This is a genomic window from Pseudomonas sp. NPDC089752, assembly GCF_044748725.1.
Taxonomy (GTDB): domain Bacteria; phylum Pseudomonadota; class Gammaproteobacteria; order Pseudomonadales; family Pseudomonadaceae; genus Aquipseudomonas.
The window spans coordinates 192,581-215,487 of record NZ_JBIVGP010000007.1 but is presented as its reverse complement, the minus strand read 5'-3'; the positions used below and the strand labels follow the sequence as shown (position 1 = coordinate 215,487).

General features: G+C 62.6%; 17 protein-coding genes and 1 pseudogene. 8 read left to right on the top strand and 10 right to left on the bottom strand.

Annotated features, from left to right (window positions below):
* Window positions 1–3: 3 nt before the first annotated feature.
* From ttgB to ACIPZF_RS14095, 5 genes are all read left to right on the top strand, one after another.
* Window positions 4–3,156: a multidrug efflux RND transporter permease subunit TtgB gene (ttgB, locus tag ACIPZF_RS14115; RefSeq protein ID WP_400800202.1), complete on the top strand. Its 3,153-nt coding sequence runs from the start codon at window positions 4–6 to the stop codon at window positions 3,154–3,156.
* Window positions 3,153–4,607: an AdeC/AdeK/OprM family multidrug efflux complex outer membrane factor gene (locus ACIPZF_RS14110; protein WP_400800199.1), complete on the top strand. Its 1,455-nt coding sequence runs from the start codon at window positions 3,153–3,155 to the stop codon at window positions 4,605–4,607. Before ttgB ends, ACIPZF_RS14110 begins: the two co-directional genes overlap by 4 nt.
* 310 nt (window positions 4,608–4,917) lie before the next feature.
* Window positions 4,918–6,171: an OprD family porin gene (locus ACIPZF_RS14105; RefSeq protein ID WP_400800197.1), complete on the top strand. Its 1,254-nt coding sequence runs from the start codon at window positions 4,918–4,920 to the stop codon at window positions 6,169–6,171.
* Window positions 6,172–6,376: 205 nt separating this feature from the next.
* A complete protein-coding gene (locus ACIPZF_RS14100) occupies window positions 6,377–7,300 on the top strand; it encodes a LysR family transcriptional regulator (RefSeq protein WP_400800194.1) in 924 nt (307 codons plus the stop codon).
* A 68-nt stretch (window positions 7,301–7,368) separates the two neighbouring features.
* Window positions 7,369–7,893 (top strand): DUF962 domain-containing protein, encoded by a 525-nt coding sequence (locus ACIPZF_RS14095; protein ID WP_400800192.1) that lies wholly within the window; start codon window positions 7,369–7,371, stop codon window positions 7,891–7,893.
* Window positions 7,894–8,012: 119 nt separating this feature from the next.
* Here the strand turns inward: ACIPZF_RS14095 and pcaC are convergent, their stop codons facing one another.
* The 9 genes from pcaC to pcaR form a co-directional block, all read right to left on the bottom strand.
* Entirely contained in the window at window positions 8,013–8,405 is a 393-nt protein-coding gene (pcaC, locus tag ACIPZF_RS14090; RefSeq protein WP_400800189.1) for a 4-carboxymuconolactone decarboxylase, read from the bottom strand.
* Between the two features lie 10 nt (window positions 8,406–8,415).
* Complete coding sequence (gene pcaD / locus ACIPZF_RS14085; RefSeq protein WP_400800186.1) at window positions 8,416–9,207, bottom strand: 3-oxoadipate enol-lactonase; 792 nt, start codon at window positions 9,205–9,207, stop codon at window positions 8,416–8,418.
* Between the two features lie 11 nt (window positions 9,208–9,218).
* Window positions 9,219–10,571, bottom strand: coding sequence for a 3-carboxy-cis,cis-muconate cycloisomerase (locus tag ACIPZF_RS14080; RefSeq protein WP_400800183.1), 1,353 nt, complete (start codon window positions 10,569–10,571; stop codon window positions 9,219–9,221).
* 9 nt (window positions 10,572–10,580) lie between these two features.
* Window positions 10,581–11,870 (bottom strand): MFS family transporter, encoded by a 1,290-nt coding sequence (locus ACIPZF_RS14075; RefSeq protein WP_400800180.1) that lies wholly within the window; start codon window positions 11,868–11,870, stop codon window positions 10,581–10,583.
* A gap of 178 nt (window positions 11,871–12,048) precedes the next feature.
* Window positions 12,049–13,254, bottom strand: coding sequence for a 3-oxoadipyl-CoA thiolase (pcaF, locus tag ACIPZF_RS14070; protein ID WP_400800592.1), 1,206 nt, complete (start codon window positions 13,252–13,254; stop codon window positions 12,049–12,051).
* Window positions 13,251–14,030, bottom strand: a complete 780-nt coding sequence (locus ACIPZF_RS14065; RefSeq protein ID WP_400800178.1) for a CoA-transferase subunit beta — start codon at window positions 14,028–14,030, stop codon at window positions 13,251–13,253. The genes pcaF and ACIPZF_RS14065 overlap by 4 nt, the downstream gene beginning before the upstream one ends.
* Complete coding sequence (locus tag ACIPZF_RS14060) at window positions 14,027–14,887, bottom strand: CoA transferase subunit A (protein ID WP_400800175.1); 861 nt, start codon at window positions 14,885–14,887, stop codon at window positions 14,027–14,029. Before ACIPZF_RS14060 ends, ACIPZF_RS14065 begins: the two co-directional genes overlap by 4 nt.
* 224 nt (window positions 14,888–15,111) lie before the next feature.
* Window positions 15,112–16,455, bottom strand: a complete 1,344-nt coding sequence (locus ACIPZF_RS14055) for an MFS transporter (protein ID WP_400800172.1) — start codon at window positions 16,453–16,455, stop codon at window positions 15,112–15,114.
* Between the two features lie 225 nt (window positions 16,456–16,680).
* Window positions 16,681–17,556, bottom strand: coding sequence for a pca regulon transcriptional regulator PcaR (gene pcaR, locus ACIPZF_RS14050; protein WP_400800169.1), 876 nt, complete (start codon window positions 17,554–17,556; stop codon window positions 16,681–16,683).
* Window positions 17,557–18,016: 460 nt separating this feature from the next.
* Between pcaR and ACIPZF_RS14045 the strand changes: the two genes are divergently transcribed.
* Both ACIPZF_RS14045 and ACIPZF_RS14040 read left to right on the top strand, forming a co-directional pair.
* Complete coding sequence (locus tag ACIPZF_RS14045; RefSeq protein WP_400800167.1) at window positions 18,017–18,217, top strand: hypothetical protein; 201 nt, start codon at window positions 18,017–18,019, stop codon at window positions 18,215–18,217.
* 328 nt (window positions 18,218–18,545) lie between these two features.
* The gene (locus tag ACIPZF_RS14040) at window positions 18,546–20,018 is read left to right on the top strand and encodes an inorganic phosphate transporter (RefSeq protein WP_400800164.1); all 1,473 of its coding nucleotides are present in this window, start codon (window positions 18,546–18,548) and stop codon (window positions 20,016–20,018) included.
* 166 nt (window positions 20,019–20,184) lie between these two features.
* Here ACIPZF_RS14040 and ACIPZF_RS14035 read toward each other — a convergent pair whose 3' ends face one another.
* Window positions 20,185–21,660 carry a helicase HerA-like domain-containing protein gene (locus ACIPZF_RS14035; RefSeq protein WP_400800161.1) on the bottom strand — a complete coding sequence of 492 codons (1,476 nt, stop codon included), beginning with the start codon at window positions 21,658–21,660 and terminating at the stop codon, window positions 20,185–20,187.
* 97 nt (window positions 21,661–21,757) lie between these two features.
* On the opposite strand from ACIPZF_RS14035, the pseudogene ACIPZF_RS14030 reads away from it, so the two are divergent.
* Window positions 21,758–22,843 (top strand): annotated as a pseudogene (locus tag ACIPZF_RS14030) (cache domain-containing protein); the annotation flags it as partial.
* Between the last annotated feature and the right edge of the window lie 64 nt (window positions 22,844–22,907).

Sequence of the window (22,907 nt, the reverse complement as noted above, 5' to 3'; positions counted from 1 at the left end):
ACCATGTCGAAGTTCTTTATCGATCGCCCGATCTTCGCCTGGGTGATCGCCTTGGTGATCATGCTGGTCGGCGCCTTGTCGATCCTGAAGCTACCGATCAACCAGTACCCAAGCATCGCGCCGCCGGCCATCGCCATCGCCGTGACCTACCCGGGCGCCTCGGCGCAGACCGTGCAGGACACCGTGGTGCAGGTCATCGAGCAGCAGCTCAACGGTATCGACAACCTGCGTTATGTGTCGTCGGAAAGTAACTCCGATGGCAGCATGACCATCACCGCCACCTTCGAGCAGGGCACCAACTCCGACACGGCCCAGGTTCAGGTTCAGAACAAGCTGAACCTGGCGACCCCACTGCTGCCGCAAGAAGTGCAGCAGCAAGGTATCCGTGTTACCAAGGCAGTGAAGAACTTCCTGCTGGTGATTGGCCTGGTGTCCGAAGACGGCAGCATGACCAAGGATGACTTGGCCAACTACATCGTCTCCAACATGCAGGACCCGATCTCGCGTACGGCGGGCGTAGGTGACTTCCAGGTGTTCGGTGCGCAGTACGCCATGCGTATCTGGCTCGATCCGGCCAAGCTGAACAAGTTCCAGCTGACCCCGGTCGACGTCAAGACCGCGGTCGCCGCGCAGAACGTGCAGGTGTCGTCCGGCCAGCTCGGCGGCCTGCCTGCCCTGCCGGGTACCCAGCTCAACGCCACCATCATCGGCAAAACCCGCCTGCAGACCGCCGAGCAGTTCGAGAAGATCCTGCTCAAGGTCAACAAGGATGGCTCGCAGGTGCGCCTGGGTGATGTCGCCCAGGTCGGCCTCGGTGGTGAAAACTATGCCATCAGCGCCCAGTTCAACGGCAAGCCGGCCTCGGGCCTGGCAGTCAAGCTGGCGACCGGTGCCAACGCCCTGGACACCGCCAAGGCCCTGCGCCAGACCATCAAGGACCTGGAACCGTTCTTCCCGCCAGGCGTGAAAGCGGTATTCCCGTATGACACCACGCCGGTGGTCACCGAATCGATCAGCGGGGTAATCCACACCCTGATCGAAGCCGTGGTCCTGGTGTTCCTGGTGATGTACCTGTTCCTGCAGAACTTCCGCGCCACCATCATCACTACCATGACCGTACCGGTGGTGTTGCTCGGTACCTTCGGCATCCTTGCCGCAGCGGGCTTCAGCATCAACACCCTGACCATGTTCGCCATGGTGCTGGCCATCGGTTTGCTGGTGGACGACGCCATCGTCGTGGTGGAGAACGTCGAACGGGTGATGTCCGAAGAAGGCTTGCCGCCCAAGGAGGCGACCAAGCGTTCGATGGAACAGATCCAGGGCGCCCTGGTGGGTATCGCCCTGGTGCTGTCGGCGGTACTGCTGCCAATGGCCTTCTTCGGCGGCTCCACAGGTGTGATCTACCGGCAGTTCTCCATCACCATCGTCTCGGCCATGGGCCTGTCGGTGCTGGTGGCATTGATCTTCACCCCGGCGCTGTGCGCCACCATGCTCAAGCCGCTGAAGAAGGGCGAGCACCATGTGGCCAAGGGCGGGTTCTTTGGCTGGTTCAACCGCAACTTCGACCGCAGCGTGAACGGCTACGAGCGCAGCGTCGGTGCCATCCTGCGCAACAAGATTCCGTTCCTGCTCGCTTACGCGCTGATCGTGGTCGGCATGATCTGGCTGTTCGCCCGTATTCCAACGGCGTTCCTGCCTGAGGAAGACCAGGGCGTACTGTTCGCCCAGGTACAGACACCGGCCGGTTCCAGTGCCGAGCGCACCCAGGTGGTGGTCGACCAGATGCGCTCATATCTGCTGGAGGAAGAAGGCGACACGGTAGCTTCGGTGTTCACCGTCAACGGCTTCAACTTCGCCGGTCGCGGGCAGAGCTCCGGTATGGCGTTCATCATGCTCAAACCGTGGGGCGAACGCTCCAAGGAAAACAGCGTGTTCGCCTTGGCGCAGCGCGCCCAGCAGCACTTCTTCACCTTCCGCGATGCGATGGTGTTCGCCTTCGCCCCGCCTGCGGTGCTGGAGCTGGGTAACGCCACCGGCTTCGACGTGTTCCTGCAGGACCGTGGCGGTGTCGGCCATGCCAAGCTCATGGAGGCACGTAATGAATTCCTCGCCAAGGCCGCGCAAAGCAAGGTGCTCAGCGCCGTGCGCCCGAACGGTCTGAACGATGAACCGCAGTACCAGCTGACCATCGATGACGAACGTGCCAGCGCCCTGGGCGTGACCATCGCCGACATCAACAACACCCTGTCGATTGCCCTGGGTGCCAGTTACGTCAACGACTTCATCGACCGTGGCCGGGTCAAGAAGGTGTACATCCAGGGTGAATCAGACGCCCGGATGAGCCCGGAAGACCTGCAGAAGTGGTACGTGCGCAACGGTGCAGGCGAGATGGTGCCGTTCTCCTCCTTCGCCAAAGGCGAGTGGACCTACGGTTCGCCCAAGCTGTCCCGTTACAACGGTGTCGAGGCGATGGAAATTCTCGGTGCGCCAGCCCCTGGCTACAGTACCGGTGAAGCCATGGCCGAGGTGGAACGCATCGCAGGCGAATTGCCGGACGGTATCGGCTTCTCCTGGACCGGCATGTCCTACGAGGAAAAACTCTCCGGCTCGCAGATGCCGGCGCTGTTCGCCCTCTCGGTACTGTTCGTGTTCCTCTGCCTGGCAGCCCTGTATGAAAGCTGGTCGATCCCGATCGCCGTCGTGCTCGTGGTGCCGCTGGGTATCATCGGTGCGCTGATCGCCACCAGCATGCGCGGCTTGTCCAACGACGTGTACTTCCTGGTCGGCCTGTTGACCACCATCGGCCTGGCGGCGAAGAACGCGATCCTGATCGTCGAATTCGCCAAGGAACTGCACGAGCAGGGCAAGAGCCTGTACGACGCCGCAATCGAGGCGTGCCGCATGCGTCTGCGTCCGATCATCATGACCTCGCTGGCGTTCATCCTCGGCGTGGTACCGTTGACCATCGCCAGCGGCGCCGGCGCGGGCAGCCAGCACGCCATCGGCACCGGCGTGATCGGCGGCATGATCAGTGCGACCATCCTGGCAATCTTCTGGGTACCGCTATTCTTCGTCGCAGTGTCGTCGCTGTTCGGCAGCAAAGAGCCGGAAAAGGACGTCACCCCTGAAACTCCACGTTATGAGGCTGGGCAATGACCAAGTCTTTGTTGTCCCTGGCGGTAACCGCTTTCATTCTCGGCGGCTGCTCGCTGATTCCTGACTACCAGACCCCGGAAGCGCCGGTGGCCCAGCAGTGGCCGCAAGGCCCTGCGTACACGCCGACCCAGTCGGCCGACGTGGCCGCCGCCGAACAGGGCTGGCGTCAGTTCTTCCATGACCCGGCACTGCAGCAACTGATCCAGACCGCGCTGGTGAACAACCGCGACCTGCGTGTCGCGGCGCTGAACCTGGACGCCTACCGCGCCCAGTACCGCATCCAGCGGGCTGACCTGTTCCCTGCGGTTTCGGCCACCGGCAGCGGCAGCCGCCAACGTGTGCCGGCCAATATGTCGACCACCGGTGAGTCGAACATCACCAGCCAGTACTCGGCCACCCTGGGCGTCAGCGCCTATGAGCTGGACCTGTTCGGCCGCGTGCGCAGCCTGACCGAGCAGGCTCTGGAAACCTACTTGTCCAGCGAGCAGGCGCGGCGTTCCACGCAGATCGCCCTGGTGGCCAGCGTGGCCAACGCCTATTACACCTGGCAGGCCGACCAGGCACTGTTCAAGCTGACCGAAGACACCCTCAAGACGTACGAGGAAAGCTACAACCTGACCCGCCGCAGCAACGAAGTGGGTGTGGCCTCGGCGCTCGACCTGAGCCAGGCGCGCACCGCCGTGGAAGGCGCCCGGGTCAAGTACTCGCAGTACCAGCGCCTGGTCGCCCAGGACGTCAACAGCCTGGCCGTGCTGCTCGGCACCGGCGTACCAGCCAACCTGCCGACAGCGCTGAAACTCGATGCCGACCAGCTGGCCGAGGTGCCTGCTGGCCTGCCATCCGACCTGCTGACCCGTCGCCCGGACATTCAGGAAGCCGAGCACCTGCTCAAGGCCGCCAATGCCAACATCGGTGCAGCGCGCGCAGCGTTCTTCCCGAGCATCAGCCTGACCGCCAACGCCGGGACCCTGAGCCCGGACATGGACGGGCTGTTCAAGGGGGGGTCGGGCACCTGGCTGTTCCAGCCGCAGATCAACCTGCCGATCTTCAACGCCGGCAGCTTGAAGGCCAGCCTGGACTACTCGAAGATCCAGAAGGACATCAACGTCGCCAAGTACGAAAAGACCATCCAGACCGCCTTCCAGGAAGTCTCCGATGGCCTGGCGGCGCGCAAGACCTTCGAAGAGCAGCTGCAGGCGCAACGCGACCTGGTGCAGGCGAACCAGGACTACTACCGCCTGGCCGAACGCCGTTACCGCATCGGCATCGACAGCAATCTGACCTTCCTCGATGCCCAGCGCAACCTGTTCAGTGCGCAGCAGTCGCTGATCACCGATCGCCTGTCGCAGCTGACCAGCGAGGTCAACTTGTACAAGGCGCTGGGTGGTGGCTGGTACGAGCAGACCGGGCAGGCCAATCAGCAGGCATCGGTGGAAGCACCGAAGAGCTGAGTGCTTCTGTAGACTGATCAAGCCCACCCTCGCGGTGGGCTTTTTGTTTCTGCCGTCTGTATCGACCTCTTCGCGGGACAAGCCCGCTCCCACAGGTAAATCACAAGTCTCCAGTTCAGTGGGGACCTGTGGGAGCGGGCTTGTCCCGCGAAGAGGCCAGCACAGACTTACAGTTAACCAGCTGGAACATTCCGTTCGATTATCGCCCGCTTCCGCCTGTGGCGAATTGCCTCGCCCCTTCCCTTCCCCGCACCATCGCCTCCAGCAACGCCCCATCGGCTCGCCAATAAAAACAAGAGATCCACGACAGATGAGCACTTCCCACCCTGCACGCCAGCTGCTGCCCGGCCTGTTGGCCATGTCCTGCGCGCTCCCCGCGTTCGCCGCCGAAGGCGGGTTCATGGAGGACGCCAAGGCCAGCCTCAACCTGCGCAACTTCTACATCAACCGCAATTTCGTCGACCCGGCCCATTCTCAAGCCAAGGGCGAAGAATGGACGCAAAGCTTCATCCTCGATGCCCGCTCCGGTTTCACCCAAGGCACCGTGGGTTTCGGCGTGGACGTGCTGGGCCTGTATTCGGTCAAGCTCGATGGCGGTAAAGGCACCACCAACACCCACCTGCTGCCAGTGCACGACGATGGCCGCCCCGCCGACGACTTCGGCCGCCTGGGCGTGGCGCTGAAGGCCAAGCTGTCGCAAACCGAACTGAAAGTCGGCGAGTGGATGCCGGTTCTGCCAATCCTGCGCTCGGACGATGGCCGCTCGCTGCCGCAGACCTTCCGCGGTGGCCAGTTGACCTCGAAGGAAATCGACGGCCTGACCCTGTACGCCGGGCAGTTTCGCGGCAACAGCCCGCGCAACGACGCCAGCATGGAAGACATGTCGCTGAACGGCCGCGCGGCATTCACCTCCGACCGCTTCAATTTCGGTGGTGGTGAGTTCACCTTCAACGACAAGCGCACGATGATTGGCCTGTGGGACGCCCAGCTCAAAGACATCTACCGCCAGCAATACCTCAACCTGGTGCACAGCCAGCCGCTCGGCGAGTGGACCCTGGGCGCCAACCTCGGCTACTTCATTGGCAAGGAGGATGGCGCCGAACGGGCAGGCGAACTCGACAACCGCACGGCTTCGGCGATGCTCTCGGCGCGCTACAAGGGCAGTACTTTCTATGTCGGCCTGCAGAAGGTCAGCGGCGACGATGCCTGGTTGCGGGTCAACGGCACCAGTGGCGGCACCCTGGCCAACGACAGCTACAACTCAAGTTTCGACAACGCCAAGGAGCGCTCCTGGCAGGTGCGCCATGACTTCAATTTCGTCACTGTTGGCATACCGGGATTGACGCTGATGAACCGCTATATCAAGGGTGACAATGTCACGGCGGGCGGCGTGACCGATGGCAAGGAATGGGCGCGCGAGACGGAGCTGGCCTATGTGGTGCAATCCGGGTCGTTCAAGGATTTGTCGGTGAAGTGGCGCAACTCGACCATGCGCCGGGATTTCAGCACCAATTCGTTCGATGAAAATCGGTTGATTGTGAGCTATCCGTTGAATCTGCTTTGAATGTGCTGGCCTCTTCGCGGCTGAAGCCGCTCCTACAGGTTCCTCACCATTTCAACACCTGTGCATGACCCGGAGCGGCTTTAGCCGCGATGAGGCCATATGCTCCAGCAAATAACCAAAAGAAATAAACAAATCCATAAACCTTCTTTGACGACATATAAATCAGTCGATTAAATCGAGCCTTGTTTCCGCCGCAGAGCCTGACATGGACCTTCGCCAACTGCGCTACTTCATCGCCCTCACCGAGTACCGCAGCTTCGTTCGCGCCGCCGAGGCCATGGGTATTACCCAACCCGCATTCAGCCGCGCCATCCAGGGCCTGGAGCAGGCCTTCGGTTGCGCCTTGGTCGACCGCGCCAGCAAAGCCCTGCCGCCGACCCCCGAAGGCCTGGTGGTCCTGCAACACGCCAGGCGCCTGGTGCAAGGCGCCGCGCAGCTGAGCAACGAAGTGCTGCAGATGACCAAACTCGATGCCGGCGAACTGCATTTCGGCAGCGGCCCTGCCCTGGCCGCGCGCCTGGTCCCGGAAGCCTTGCGCCACTTCATTGCCAGCCACCCCGGGATCCGCACCGCGCTGCTGGTCGACAACGCCGAACGCCTGGGCCAGGCCTTGCGCCGCGAACAAATCGAGTTCTTCGTCGATGACATCCGCCCGTTCGAAGCCGATCCGAACTTCCACACCGAAGCGCTCAGCCCACGCCCCGGCCTGTTCTTCTGCCGCCCCGGCCACCCGTTGCTGGCCAAGGACAGCCTGTCGACCAACGACCTGTTCGCCTACCCCCTCGCCAGCGCCCTGCTCGCCGCCGGCGTGCGCAAACGCCTGGCCAACCTGAGCGGACGTAGCGACTTCACCCCGCACCTGCAAACCGAGCACCTCGCCGTACTGCGCAGCGTTGTGCAGTCTACCGACGCGATAGGCACCGCCAGCGAAGAGGCAGTAGCCGATGACCTGGCTGCCGGGCGCCTGGTCCGCCTGCACTGGCGCAACCTGCCGCCGGCACTGGAGGTACTGAGTGTGCGCTGTGGCGTGGTCAGCCGCAGCGGCTACCGCCTGTCACCGGCGGCACGGGCGATGATCGAGACGCTGGTGGAACTCGATGCGCCGCTACGCAGTGCTGCCATTCGCTGAACTGATGATGCTGTGACTTCGGGCTATCCTCAGCATTATTGGGGGAGGTCAGCCAAGGAGGAACAACAATGAAAAACCTCGTCGAACACCTGAGCCAGTACGCCAACTACCATCGCGACCCGCGCAATATTGGCACGCATTTCATCGGCATCCCGCTGATCGTGGCGGCGGTGGCCATCCTGCTGTCGCGCCCCGGCTGGGACCTGGCGGGCATCTGGCTGTCCCCTGCCCTGCTGGCGGCGGCGGCCTCGGTCTGGTTCTACCTGCGCCTGGACCTGCGCTTCGGGCTGGTGATGGGTGTGCTGCTGGGGCTGTGCCTGTGGGTGGGACAGGTATTGGCAGTGCAGAGCACTTCGCTGTGGCTAAGCGTCGGGATAGGGGCGTTCGTGGTGGGGTGGATCATTCAATTCGTCGGGCATCATTACGAGGGCCGCAAGCCGGCGTTCGTCGATGATGTCAGCGGGCTGATCATCGGGCCTCTGTTCGTAGTGGCCGAAGCGGCGTTCATGTTGGGCCTGTGCCCGGCATTGAAACAGGCCGTGGAAGCCAATGCCGGGCCGGTGGCGCTGCGGCAGAAGAAGGCAGCTGTGTAACAATCAGCCGGCCTCTTCGCGGGGCAAGCCCGCTCCCACAGATATCCCACTGATTTCAAGATTTGTGGAGTATCTGTGGGAGCGGGCTTGCCCCGCGAAGAGGCCAGCAAGACAAACAATTAATCCCGCGATTCCACGCCCAATTCATCCCACACCGACTCCGCCAGGTGGAAGGTGGCATTGGCCGCCGGAATGCCGCAGTAGATCGCGCTCTGCATCAGCACTTCCTTGATCTCGTCACGGGTCACGCCGTTGTTGGCCGCAGCGCGCAGGTGCAGCTTGAGCTCGTCGTTGCGGTTCATGCCGATCAGCATGGCGATGGTGATCAGGCTGCGGGTGTGGCGTGGCAGGCCCGGGCGGGTCCAGATATCCCCCCAGGCATGGCGAGTGATCATGTTCTGGAACTCGCCGTTGAAGTCGTTGAGCTTCTCCAGGCTGCGGTCCACGTGAGCATCGCCAAGCACTGCGCGGCGTACTTGCATGCCGGCGTCGTAACGTTGTTTCTCATCCATGGCGTATTCCTCAGCGAGCCAGCAGGAAGTCGAGCACGCGGCGGCTGAACGCCTCGCCGATCTCGACGTTGGACAGGTGCGCCGCCGGGAACTCGGCGTAAGTGGCACCGATGATGTTGGCCTGCATGAAGCGGCCATGTTCCGGCGTGGTCACCACGTCTTCGGTGCCGGCCACCACCAGCGTAGGCACCTGGATACGGCCCAGTTGCTCACGGAAGTCGGCATCGCGCACGGCGGCGCAGTTGCCGGCATAGCCTTCGGGGGAGGTCTGCGCGAGCATCTGGCAGATGCGCTGCGCCTGCTCAGGTTGCGCCTCGGCAAACGCAGGGGTGAACCAGCGGGCGATGGAGGCATCGCGCAGGTCGGCCATGGCTTGCTGGCCGCCCTTGAGCACGGTGTCGATGCGAGTATTCCACACCTCGTCATTGGCGATCTTGGCTGCTGTGTTGCACAGGGTCAGGCTGTGCAGACGGTCGCCAGCATTGATACCCAGCCACTGGCCGATCAGACCGCCCATGGACAGGCCGACGAAATGGGCGTGCTGGATGTCCAGGGCGTCGAGCAGTGCCAATACATCGCGGCCCAGTCGTTCGATGCTGTAGGGGCCGTCGGTAACCAGCGAAGCACCGTGGCCACGGGTGTCATAGCGCAGCACCCGGAAGTGCTCGCTCCACAGCGGAATCTGGCTGTCCCACATGCCAAGGTCGGTACCCAGCGAGTTGGACAGCACCAGCACCGGGGCATCTTCCGGGCCGTCGAGTTGGTAGTTCAGTACGCCATCGGCCAGTTGCACATGCGCCACAGCGGTCTCCTTCAGGCAGTGAAACGTTGATGTTCAGCCACGGCGCGCGCCACCCAGACGCGGGCCTGGCCGAGGTAATGGGCAGGGTCGAGCAGGCGGTCGAGTTCCGCCTCGGTCAGCTCGGCGGTCACCTGTGGCTCGTCGCCCAGTACGGCGCGCAAGTGGCGCTGTTCGGCCACGGCGCGCTGGCAGCATTGCTCCAGCAGGTGATGGGCGCGGTCGCGGCCCAGGCGCTGAGCCAGGACGATGCTCACCGCCTCGGCCAGCACCAGGCCCTGGGTCAGGTCGAGGTTGCGGCGCATGCGCTCGGCGTCCACCTCCATGCCCTCGGCGATCACCTGGGCCTGGCGCAAGGCGCCCGAAACCAGGCAGCAGATATCCGGCAGTGTTTCCCACTCGGCATGCCACAGACCGAGGCTGCGCTCGTGCTCCTGGGGCATTGCACTGTAAAGCGTCGACAGCAGGCCGGGTACGCGGGTGGCGGCACCGATCAGCACCGCCGCGCCCACCGGGTTGCGCTTGTGCGGCATGGTCGACGAGCCGCCCTTGCCCGGCGCCGAGGGCTCGAACACTTCGCCCGCTTCGGTCTGCATCAGCAGGCTGACGTCGCGGCCGAACTTGCCCAGGCTGCCGGCGACCAGGCCCAGCACCGAGGCGAATTCCACCAAGCGATCACGCTGGGTGTGCCAGGGTTGTTCAGGCAAGGTCAGCTTGAGCTGTTCAGCGAGGCCTTCGGCGACCGGCAGCGCCTTGCTGCCCAGGGCCGCAAGGCTGCCGGAGGCACCACCGAACTGCAGCACCAGCAAACGTGGACGCAGTTCCTGCAGGCGCTGACGGTGACGGGTCAGAGCCCCGAGCACACCCGCCAGCTTCATGCCCAGCGTCACGGGCGTTGCATGCTGCAGCCAGGTGCGCCCCACCAGCGGCGTGTCGGCATGCTGCAGGGCCTGGCGCGACAGGGTTTCGGCCAGCTTGGCAAGGTCCGCCTCGATCAGGCCCAGGGCATCGCGCAACTGCAGCACCAGCCCGGTGTCCATGGCATCCTGGCTGGTGGCACCGAGGTGCACATAGCGCTCCGCCTCGGGCACACCGCTGGCGATCACCTTGCCCAACGCCTTGACCAGCGGGATAGCCGAATTGCCAGCGGTGGCGATTGCATCGGCCAGGGCGCGAACGTCATAACGCTCAGCCTGGCAGCCGGCCTCGATGGCGGCAACCGCGCTGTGCGGCACCAACCCCGCAGCCGCTTCGGCGCGCGCCAGGGCCGCTTCGAAATCGAGCATGCCCTGCAGGCGACCGCGGTCGGAGAAGATCTCGCGCATGGCCGGGGCAGTGAAATAGGCGTCGAACAGCTGGTTGGTCATGCAACGTCCTTAAATCTCATGGTGCAGGTACGCTGCCTGTTTCGGCAGGCGCAGGCTGAACAGGAAAGCGATGGCCATCATCGCTGTCACGTACCAGTAGAAGGTGTTCTCCATACCCAGGGTTTTCAAGCCCAGCGCCACGTATTCGGCCGAACCGCCGAACACTGCGTTGGCTACGGCATAGGCCAGGCCGACACCCAGCGCACGCACCTGCGGTGGGAACATCTCGGCCTTCACCAGGCCGCTGATCGAGGTGTAGAAACTGACGATGCACAGGGCCAGGGTAATCAGCACGAAGGCCATGAACGGGCTGGTCACCGTCTTCAGCGCCATCAGCAACGGCACGGTGAACAGCGTACCCAAGGCGCCGAACAACAACATCGAATTACGCCGCCCGATGCGGTCGGAGAGCATGCCGAAGAACGGCTGCAGCACCATGAACAGGAACAGCGCGCCGGTCATCACGTAGCTGGCGTGCTTCGCGGTCATGCCAGCGGTGTTGACCAGGTACTTCTGCATGTAGGTGGTGAAGGTGTAGAAGATCAGCGAACCGCCAGCGGTGTAACCGAGCACGGTGATGAAAGCTGCGGCGTGGTTGCGGAACAGGCCTTTGACCGAGCCGGCATCCTTGTCATTGCGGGTTTCGGCGCTGCTGGTCTCGTGCAGCGAGCGGCGCAGCATCAGCGAGATCAACGCGGCAATGGCGCCAACCACGAACGGAATGCGCCAGCCCCAGGCACGCAGTTCCTCTTCAGTCAGCAGCTGTTGCAGGATCACCACCACCAGCACCGCCAGCAACTGGCCGCCGATCAGGGTGACGTACTGGAAGGAGGCGAAGAAACCGCGCTGGCCGCGCAGCGCCACTTCACTCATGTAGGTGGCGGTGGTGCCGTATTCGCCACCCACCGACAGGCCCTGGATCAGGCGCGCCAGCAACAGCAGCGCTGGGGCCCAGGTGCCGATGCTGGCGTAGGTGGGCAGGCAGGCGATCATCAAGGAGCCGAAGCACATCATCAGCACCGAGATCATCAGGGAATTCTTGCGGCCATGACGGTCGGCCAGGCGGCCGAAGATCCAGCCACCGATGGGGCGCATCAAAAAGCCCGCTGCGAAAACACCGGCGGTGTTGAGCAATTGCACGGTCGGGTCGTCGGAGGGGAAGAAGGCCGGGGCGAAGTAGATCGCGCAGAAGGCGTAGACGTAGAAGTCGAACCATTCCACCAGGTTGCCTGAGGAGGCACCGACGATGGCGAAGATGCGCTTACTGCGCTCTTCGCCGGTGTAATAGGCTGAGGTCATGATGGTTTTACTCCTGGAGGGTGCTAGGTAAGTCTAGACATACCTAGTAACACACTCGTTCCGCATTGGGGCCGGCCATTAGCCTTGTGTCTTACAGGGCCAGCCTATTCGCGGGGCAAGCCCGCTCCCACACCTAACCTGTGGGAGCGGGCTTGCCCCGCGAAAAGGCCGGACCAGATCAAACCCGTTCGATGGCCAGCGCCAAGCCCTGGCCAACCCCAACACACATGGTCGCCAGCCCCTTACGCCCACCGCTCTTCTCCAACTGGTGAAGTGCAGTCAACACCAGCCGCGCCCCACTCATGCCCAGCGGATGTCCCAGCGCAATAGCACCGCCATTGGGGTTAACCTGCGGCGCATCATCGGCCACACCCAGTTCACGCAACACCGCCAGGCCTTGGCTGGCAAACGCTTCATTGAGCTCGATCACATCGAAATCGCTCACCGCCACACCCAGGCGCTCGGTCAGCTTGCGCACTGCCGGCACCGGGCCGATGCCCATCACGCGGGGGGCAACGCCGCCGCTGGCCATGCCCAGTACACGGGCGCGCGGGGTCAGGTCGTGCTTCTTCACCGCTTCCGCCGAGGCCAGGATCAGTGCCGCAGCACCGTCATTCACGCCCGAGGCGTTGCCGGCGGTGACGGTCTTGTCCGGGCCATTGACCGGTTTGAGTCTGGTCAGCGCCTCCAGGGTCGTTTCCGGGCGCAGGTGTTCATCGTGCTCGACGATGGTTTCACCCTTCTTATGGGCAATGCGCACGGGCACGATTTCTTCGGCAAAGAAGCCGGCGGCCTGGGCAGCGGCAGCTTTCTGCTGGCTGCGCAGGGCGAAAGCGTCCTGGTCGGCACGCGAAACCTGGTAATCGTCGGCCACGTTGTCAGCAGTTTCGGGCATCGAGTCCACGCCGTACTGGCTCTTCATCAGCGGGTTGATGAAGCGCCAGCCGATGGTCGTGTCTTCAAGCTTCATGTTGCGTGAGTAACCGCTTTCAGCCTTGCCCATGACGAATGGCGCACGCGACATCGATTCGACGCCGCCGGCAATGGCCAGCTCCATCTCGCCGCTGGCGATGGCACGGAATGCCGTGCCGATGGCGTCCATGCCCGAAGCGCACAGGCGGTTGAGGGTGACGCCCGGGACGCTCTCCGGCAGGCCGGCCAGCAACAGCGCCATGCGCGCCACGTTGCGGTTGTCTTCACCGGCCTGGTTGGCGCAGCCGAAGAACACTTCGTCGAGCTGGTCCCACTGCACGCCTGGGTTGCGTTCGATCAGCGCCTTGAGCGGCACCGCTGCCAGGTCGTCGGCACGCACGCCGGCCAGGGCGCCGCCGAAGCGGCCGATCGGGGTGCGGATAGCGTCACAGATGAATACGTCGCGCATCAGGCTTCTCCTGCCACCTGGCCATGGGCCGCGGCGGTGCGGGCTTCGAGGTCACGCAATGCGCCCAGTTCGACCTCGGTGGGTTCGGCGGTGGTCTGCACATCGTCGGCGAAACGGATCGCCCAGCCGGTGGCGGCGGTGATCTGCTCGCGGGTCACGCCCGGGTGGATGGCGGTGACCACGAACTCGTGGGTGCCGGCTTCCGGCTCCATGATGCACAGGTCGGTGATGATGCCGACCGGGCCTTCGCCCGGCAGGCCCAGGCGTTTACGCGAGTCGCCGCCTTCACCGTGGCCGACCGAGGTGATGAAGTCGAGCTTGTCGACGAAGGCGCGCGGCGACTGCTTGAGGATGATCAGCACCTGCTTGGCAGAGCCTGCGATCTCCGGCGCGCCACCGGCACCCGGCAGGCGGGTTTTCGGGGCGTGGTAATCACCTACCACGGTGGTGTTGATGTTGCCGAAGCGGTCGACCTGGGCCGCGCCGAGGAAACCGACGTCGATACGGCCACCTTGCAGCCAATAGCGGAAAATCTCACCGGTTGGCACCACAGTGTCGGCAGTTTCAGCCAGCTCGCCGTCACCGATCGACAGCGGCAACACGCTCGGCTTGGCACCGATCGGGCCTGATTCGTAAATCAGCACCACGTCTGGCGACGATGTCAGGCGCGCCAGGTTGGCGGCCTTGGACGGTAGGCCGATGCCGACGAAGCATACGGCACCATTGCGCAGGCGACGGGCGGCGGCAACGGTCATCATTTCAGAGGTGGAGTAGCTCATTGTGCAGCCTCCGAGGTGCTGGCCAGCTTGGCCTTGAATTCGTTGAAGTCGGCGGTGCCACGGATGTAGGAGTCGATCCAGGCGGTGAACGACTCGCGATTGCGCGCGATCGGGTCCCAGGCCTGGTAGAAGCGGTTGTCACGCTCGTAGTAGCCGTGGGCGTAGGACGGGTGTGCGCCACCGGGCACCAGGCAGACCGCGCTGAGCGCCCAAGTCGGCAATACGCAGGCGTTCATCGGCGCTTGCAGGTCATCGACGATTTCCTCGACGGTGACGATGCAACGCTGGGCCGCCAGGGCCGCTTCCTTCTGCACACCGAGAATGCCCCACAGCAGCACGTTGCCCTTGCGGTCGGCCTTCTGCGCGTGGATCACGGTCACGTCCGGGCGAACCGACGGCACCGCAGCGAGCACTTCACCGGTGAACGGGCAGGTGACGCTCTTGATCAGTGGGTTGACCTTCGGCAGGTCGGAGCCGGCGTAGGCGCGAAGCACCGCGAACGGCAGGCCGGAGGCACCGGCGACGTAGGCATTGGCCAGGTCGGCGTGGCTGTGTTCTTCGATTTCGATCGCATGCGGCCACTGTTTCTCGACGGCATCGCGCAGGCGGTGCAGCGAGCCGACACCAGGGTTGCCGCCCCAGGAGAAGATCAGCTTGCTGGCGCAGCCGGCACCGATCAGCTGGTCGTAGATCAGGTCTGGGGTCATGCGCACCAGGGTCAGGTCACGCTTGCCCTGACGGATGATCTCGTGGCCGGCGGCGGTCGGGATCAGGTGGGTGAAGCCTTCGAGGGCGACGGTATCGCCGTCCTGGATGAACTGCTTCACGGCTTCGTGAAGCGGGAGAATTGCAGCCATTGGGAGACTCCTGGTCAGGGTGCTACGTTGAGCTCAGATTAAGGAGCCGGGTGGGTCGCTGACAATCCGATAATCGACTATTTGTGCGATTATCGAACGATTTGTTACCCAGCTCCCTCTCTCTAAAATCCACTGCAGCCCCCCTGTGGGAGCGGCTTTAGCCGCGAAGCAAGCGACACGGTGGATGGCACCGGCTTCGCCGGTGTTCGCGGCTGAAGCCGCTCCTAGGTCGCGTCCGCGTGGCTTACCAAGCCTTTCACGATGACACCGACGGTCGCCAGCGCCGCCGGCACCAACAACGCAGTCAACACCTGCTCGAAGTTCCAGCCCAGGCCCAGCAGCGTCGCGCCACTCCAGGCACCGAGGATCGCGCCGAAGCGGCCAATACCCAGCATCCACGACACGCCAGTAGCGCGCGCCTGGGTCGGGTAGAAACGCGCCGCCAGTGAAGGCATGGCCGATTGCGCGCCGTTCACACACATCCCGGCGACCAGCACCAGCGTCGCAAGCACGGTGATGTTGCCCAGGCTCTGACCGATTGAGTAGGCAAACACACCCGCCAGCAGGTAAAAGATGCCGATGACCTTGTGCGGGTTGTAGCGGTCCATGGCCCATCCCACCGCCACCGCGCTGAGCACGCCACCGAACTGGAACAACGCTCCGATGAAAGCGGCCTGTTCCATGCTCGCACCGCTGTCACGCATCAGCGTCGGCAGCCAGCTGGTCAGCAGATAGACGATCACCAGGCCCATGAAGTAGGTCAGCCACAGCAGCATCGTGCCCAGGCCATAGGTACCGGAGAAGATCACTGCGAACACGTTGCGCGCAGCCACGGCTTTCTGTTCCGGCACGCTGAAGCTTGCCGCCTGCGCCACCACTGCCGGGGCGATCGGTGCCAAGGTTTTGCGCACCTTGTCGGTGCCGCGGTTGCGTACCACCAGGAAGCGCGCCGACTCCGGCAACCAGACCATCAGCACCACCGCCAACAGCAGCGGCAGCACGCCACCGACCACCAGCAGGCTGTGCCAGCCATAAGCCGGGATCATCTTGGCGGAGATGAAACCGCCACCGGCCATGCCTAAGTTGAAGCCGCAGAACATGCTGGTGACCAGCAGGGACTTCAGACGCTCGGGGGTGTATTCGGAAAGCAGCGTGGTAGCGTTGGGCATGCCGGCGCCCAGACCCAGGCCGGTCAGAAAGCGCAGCACCAGCAATTGGTCGACATTGCTGGCGTAAGCCGAGGCGAGGCTGAAGCCACCAAACACGAGCACTGCGCCGACCAGTACGCCCTTACGGCCAAAACGGTCAGCCAATGGCCCCGATCCCAGAGCGCCGAAGACCATGCCGATCAACGCAGCGCTCATCACCGGGCCCAGGCTGGCGCGGTCGATCCCCCACTCCTGTGACAACGCCGGGGCGATGAAACCCATGGCGGCAGTGTCCAAGCCATCGAGGAAAACAATCAGGAAACAGAGAATCACCACCCGCCATTGATAGCGCGACAGTGGCTGGTCATTGATGAACGACTGGACGTCGAGGCAGTTCCCGACTGATTGAGGCTTGTTCATTGTTGTTATCCAGAAGTGCGCACAATCGGGCCGCTGTACTGTGCAACCAGTACAGGGTTATGGATCGAGGAATGCGCCGGTTAATTGTTCTTGTTCGGTCGGCTAAGCCGACCGTTGCGAGAGACATTAATCAGCGAATGAAGGGGGCGCAATTCGCCCGGAGCGACACTGTGCGTTTATCGCACAGGAAACGGATGGGATGTTCGAGATGGGTGCAAAGGGCACTCAGCCAAACAGCTGGTGGCAAAGATCACGGCTCGAGGCCAGCAGGATCGGCAGGAACCGTTGTTCCAGCTCGCTGCGGCTGACCCGTCCGACATGGGTACTGACGTTCAGCGCCGCCAGTACCTGCCCCGAAGCGTCGTAAATCGGCACGGCAATCGAGCGCAGCCCCTGCTCCAGTTCCTGGTCGACTACACACCAGCCTTGCGCACGTACCTGCTGGATGCAGGCAAACAGCGACTCGGGGTCGTGCAGGGTTCTGCTGGTCCGGGCCTTGAGGTCGGCGCGGTCGAGGTACTCGCGCAAACTGGTGTCGTCCATCGCCGCCAAGAGGATACGCCCCATCGATGTGCAATAGGCCGGCAAGCGCCCACCGACCGACAGGTCGACCGAGATCAGTCGCTCGACCGTGGCGGAACGGGCTATATATAGAATGTCGTCGCCTTCGAGGGTGGCCATGTTGGCGGCCTCGTGCAATTGATCGCTGATGCGGTCCAGATAAGGCTGGGCTGATACCGCCAGCGGCGTCGATGACAGGTAGGCATGGCCCAGGGTCAGCACCTTGGGCAGCAGCGAATAGGTGCGCCCGTCAGTGGTGGCATAGCCCAGCTTGATCAACGTATGCAGGCATCGACGCACGGCCGCACGGGGGATTTCAGTACGGTGGCTGATCTGCGCGATGGTCAGGTGGCGCTTGCGCTCCTGGAAGGCCTGGATAACGGCAAGGCCTCTGGCCAGCGAGGTCATGAAATCCGGATCACCCGTGAACGCCTGAATACGCTTGGCGGGTGACGCCACGATGGGCGGTGCCATGGCCGGTGTCGTCGGGCGTGCCGAGTCAGGGCTGGCAGATTCATTGACCAGTGTTTCGTCGCTCATCGCTCACCTCAAAAAAAACGCTGCTTCGTGCGATTATCGAACAAACGGCCGATAATCGCAATTGACCGGCGACACGTTTGCTTATACCTTTCTCCTGCCACATGTGGCTTCTTTGGAGAGACTGGTCAGGTACCCACCGTAGAAGTCCCCAGGCAACGGCCTCGCCTTGTGCGGGGCCGTTTTATTTGCCTCTCTGGGAAGCGTAACTGCAGCGAACTTTCCGATCAGTGCCTGTTCAAACTTCGCACAGGCGCAGCCGGCAAACTTAGACAAGTGATGTCAGAGCTGAGCAAATAAGTCTGTTTGCCCTTTTTGCCATTGCTATAATCGATTCTGCTGGCCCGGATCGATACTCGGGCAGTTAACACCAAGGCCTGATCTTTCACGACGACCAGCACATCCTGTGCATGGGCAACTAGCACGTGCACGCAACACCAGCCTTCTACATTCAGGTATTACTGTGACGAAAGATGAACTGCGCGCGGAACTCGAGCGACAGGCTGAACGTTACAAGGAAGTTTACGGTGGCGAAGTCACCACTTACGCGGCGCAACCGGAACCGGAACGCAAACCGTGGCGCAAACGTGCCACGGTCCAGGATCAGGTGTTCAGCCAGGAACTGGAAAAGATGGAAAAAGAGCTGCGCAGCGAAGAGCCCTGAGCAGCCCCATCCGGCACGGCCATTTGCCATCGCGTCGAGGGTACAACGCTGCCCCGACGCGGCTTATCCTTACCGAAAGGCTGAGGATGAAATGGATTTACACAAATTTCATACAAGCGTTTGAACCCCGATCGACCACTGCCGTTGACAGGAATTTGGCGGATTTAGGCTTTTTTTGTAGCTTTTTACGGAACTTTTACCGGATCTTTCCGTCAGCAGCCAAGCTTTGAGGCCGATCACAAAGCTTCCATCGGTCAGCTGCGGGGGCATCGATTGCAAAGGTTTTCTGGCATAATCCCGCCCCCCAAATGACCGCCAGACAACCTTCATGATCGATTTATTCAGCGGACTGGATGCCTGGGTATTGGTGAGCCTGCTGCTTGCCCTGACCTTCGTGCTCGCATTCGAGTTCATCAATGGCTTTCATGACACCGCCAACGCGGTAGCCACCGTCATCTATACCAAAGCCATGCCACCACACCTGGCCGTGTTCTTCTCCGGGGTGTTCAACTTCCTCGGCGTGCTGCTCGGTGGTGTCGGAGTGGCCTACGCCATCGTGCACCTGCTGCCGGTCGAACTGCTGATCAATGTGAACACCGGACATGGCCTGGCCATGGTCTTCTCGTTGCTGGCAGCGGCCATCACCTGGAACCTGGGCACCTGGTACTTCGGCATCCCGGCCTCCAGTTCGCATACCCTGATCGGCTCGATCCTCGGCGTAGGGCTGGCCAATGCCCTGATCAACGACATCCCGCTGGGTGATGGCGTCAACTGGCAGAAGGCGATCGACATCGGCATGTCGCTGGTAGTCTCGCCCATGGCCGGTTTCGCGATCGCCGCCCTGCTGCTGCTTGGTTTGAAATGGTGGCGCCCGCTGTCGAAGATGCACAAGACGCCAGAGCAGCGTCGCAAGCTCGACGACAAGAAGCACCCACCGTTCTGGAACCGCCTGGTGCTGGTGATTTCGGCGATGGGCGTGAGCTTCGTGCACGGCTCCAACGACGGCCAGAAAGGCATCGGCCTGATCATGCTGGTGCTGATCGGTATCGTCCCGGCCAAGTTCGTGCTCGACCTGAACAGCACCACCTACCAGATCGAACGCACCCGCGACGCGACCACTCACCTGAGCCAGTTCTACCAGCGCAATGCCGCCACCCTGGGCGAGTTCCTGGCACTGGGCAAGGCACAGGCCAGCGACCTGCCTGAGCAGTTCAGCTGCAACCCGCAGCAGACCGAGCCGACCATCGCCGCGCTGCAATCTTCGCTGCAAGGTGTTACCGATTACCGTGCCCTGGATGCAGAGAAGCGCGTGGAAGTTCGCCGTTACCTGCTGTGCCTGGATGACACCGCGAAAAAAGTCGGCAAGCTGCCAGGCCTGGAAGCCCGTGAAAAGGCCGACCTGGACAAGCTGCGCAAAGACCTCACCGCCACCACCGAATACGCCCCGTTCTGGGTGATCGTGGCCGTGGCCCTGGCCCTCGGCCTGGGTACCATGGTCGGCTGGAAGCGCGTGGTCCTGACCGTTGGCGAAAAGATCGGCAAGCAGGGCATGACCTATGCCCAGGGCATGTCGGCACAGATCACCGCAGCCTGCGCCATCGGCCTGGCCAACGTCTTCGCCCTGCCGGTGTCGACTACCCACGTGCTGTCGTCCGGCGTGGCGGGCACCATGGTCGCCAACAAGAGCGGCCTGCAAGGCGGCACGGTGAAGACTATCCTGCTGGCCTGGGTACTGACCCTGCCTGCGACGATAGGCCTGTCGGCCGGCTTGTTCTGGCTGGCGTCCAAAGCGATTGGCTGAGGCCTGCCGCTAACATGAGAAAGGCGCCTTATAGGCGCCTTTTTTATGTGGACTGTACCGGCCTCTTCGCGGGGCAAGCCCGCTCCCACAGATGCACACCAGTCTCAAGCAATGTGGTGAATCTGTGGGAGCGGGCTTGCCCCGCGAAGAGGCCGGTGCTGACTCACTACCGTTTCTTGCCTCCGAGTAACGACCCCATCAACCCGCGCACCAACTGACGCCCCAGCTGATTGGCCGCCTGGCGCACCGCAGACTTGATCGCCTGCCCCGCCGCACTCTGCAGAAAATCCCCGGCCTTGTCGGCCAGGCTCTGTTCATCCGCCTTCGGCACCGGTGCCGGCTCTACCGGCTCGCCCTTGCGCTGCGTCAGCATTTCATAAGCCGACTCGCGGTCGATCGGTTTGTCATAACGCCCCGCCAACGGCGACCCGGCAATCAATGCAGTGCGTTCGGCTCCATTCAACGGCCCAATGCGCGACTGCGGCGGCGCAATCAACACGCGCTGGACCATCGCCGGTGTGCCCTTCTCTTCCAAAGTGCCCACCAGCGCTTCGCCAATACCCAACTCGGTCAACACCGCCAAGGTGTCGAACGAAGGATTTGGCCGAAAACCATCCGCCACGGCCCGCAGCGACTTCTGCTCCTTGGCGGTGAACGCGCGCAAACCGTGCTGGATGCGTAGCCCCAACTGGGCAAGCACGGCATCTGGCAAGTCACCCGGGGATTGGGTGACGAAAAATACCCCCACGCCCTTGGAGCGAATCAACCGCACCACCTGCTCAAGACGATCCTGCAGCGCCTTGGGCGTGCCGTTGAACAGCAGATGCGCCTCATCGAAAAACAGCGCCAACACTGGCTTGTCGGCATCGCCGCGCTCCGGCAGTTGCTCGAACAGCTCGGCCAGCAGCCACAACAGGAAGGTGGCGTACACCTTCGGCGCCTCATGCACCAGGCGGCTGGCATCGAGCAGATGAATGCGCCCACGCCCATCGACGTCAGGCCGCAACAGGTCTTCCAGTTGCAGCGCCGGTTCGCCGAACAATGCCTCGGCGCCCTGCTGCTCCAGTGTCGCCAAACGGCGCAGCAGGGCCTGGGTCGAGGCCGAGGTCATCAGTGCGCTGTCTTCACCCAGCAGTTGCGGGTTTTCTTTCAGGTGCGCGAGCAGCGCCTTGAGGTCCTTGATATCCAGTAACAGCAAGCCATCTCGATCAGCCACCTTGAACGCGGCATACAGCGCCGCCTGCTGGCTGTCGGTCAGCTCCAGCAGATTGCCGAGCAGCAACGGCCCCATTTCACTCAAGGTGGTGCGTAGCGGATGGCCGGATTGCCCGGCGATATCCCACAAACTCAGCGGATAAGCCTGCGGCCGGTAGCCCAGCCAAGGCATGCCGGCAATTCGCTCGGCCACCTTGCCCTGCGGCGCGCCTGCGGCCCCGACACCGCACAGGTCACCTTTTACATCGGCGGCGAAGACTGCCACACCTGCATCACTGAACACCTCTGCCAGGTGCTGCAGGGTCACGGTCTTGCCAGTACCGGTGGCACCGGCAACCAACCCGTGACGATTGGCCAGGCGCATGGCTTGACTGACAGGCTGGCCATCCGGGCCAGCGCCTACAACTATGGTCGAAGATTCCGGCATCTTTTCAATCCTCTGCTCAAGCTTGGCGACCCCTCGGCCGATACGCGGGGATGATATTCGCCTTTGAAGACAGAACACCCCTGAAAGGATTTTCGGGATGTTGCACTGTTTTATAGCGGTACTTGTGCGAACGCCCGATAAAAACCTTAGCGGAACCGATTACGCCATGAACAAAAGCCTTCGTTTCAGCCACAAGATTCTTTTCGCCGCCTCATTGATCGTGATACTCGCTTTCAGCCTGTTCACGCTCTACAACGATTATCTTCAGCGTAATGCCATCCGCGAGAACCTGGAGAATTATCTGGCGGAAATGAGTGCGTCCACTTCCACCAATATTCGCAACCTGTTCGAAGGCCGTATCAAACTGGTGGAAAACCTCGCACAGAACATTGCCCAGCAACCCGCCAACGCTGAAACTTTGATGGGCCAGAACGCGCTGATCTCGAGCTTTCTCACCGTCTACCTGGGCAAGGTCGACGGCGGTTTCAGCGTGCGCCCCGACTCGCCGATGCCCGAGGGCTATGACCCGCGCACCCGCCCCTGGTACAAGGACGGCATGAATGCACAGGGCGCCATCCTTACCGAACCCTACATCGACATGACCACCAACAAGATGGTCATCGGCATCCTCAGCAAGGTCTCCAGCAGCGTCGGCGTGGTCGGCGGCGACCTGGCCCTGGACGGCCTGGTACAGATCATCAACTCCTTGAATTTCGGCGGCATGGGCTATGCCTTCCTGGTCAACGACCAGGGCAAGATCCTGGTGCACCCGGACCAGGCGCTGGTGATGAAATCGCTGTCGGACCTGTTCCCGCAGCACACTCCGAAATTGTCCGGTGAGCTGACTGAAATTCAGACCGACGGCCAAACCCGTCTCCTGACCTTTACTCCGATCAAGGGCCTGCCTTCGGCCAACTGGTACATCGGCCTGTCGGTGGACAAGGACAAGGCCTTCGCCATGCTCAGCACCTTCCGCACCTCGGCGGTGATCGCCACGGTGGTCGCGGTGGTGATCATCATCGGCCTGCTCGGCCTGTTGATCCGCGTGCTGATGCAACCGCTGATGACCATGACCCGCGCCATGGAGGACATCGCCGAAGGTGAAGGCGACCTGACCAAGCGCCTGAAGATTCACAACCATGACGAATTCGGCATCCTGGGTACCGCGTTCAACCGCTTCGTCGAACGTATCCACGGATCGATCCGCGAAGTGTCTTCGGCCACCGAGCAGGTCAACGAAGTTGCCC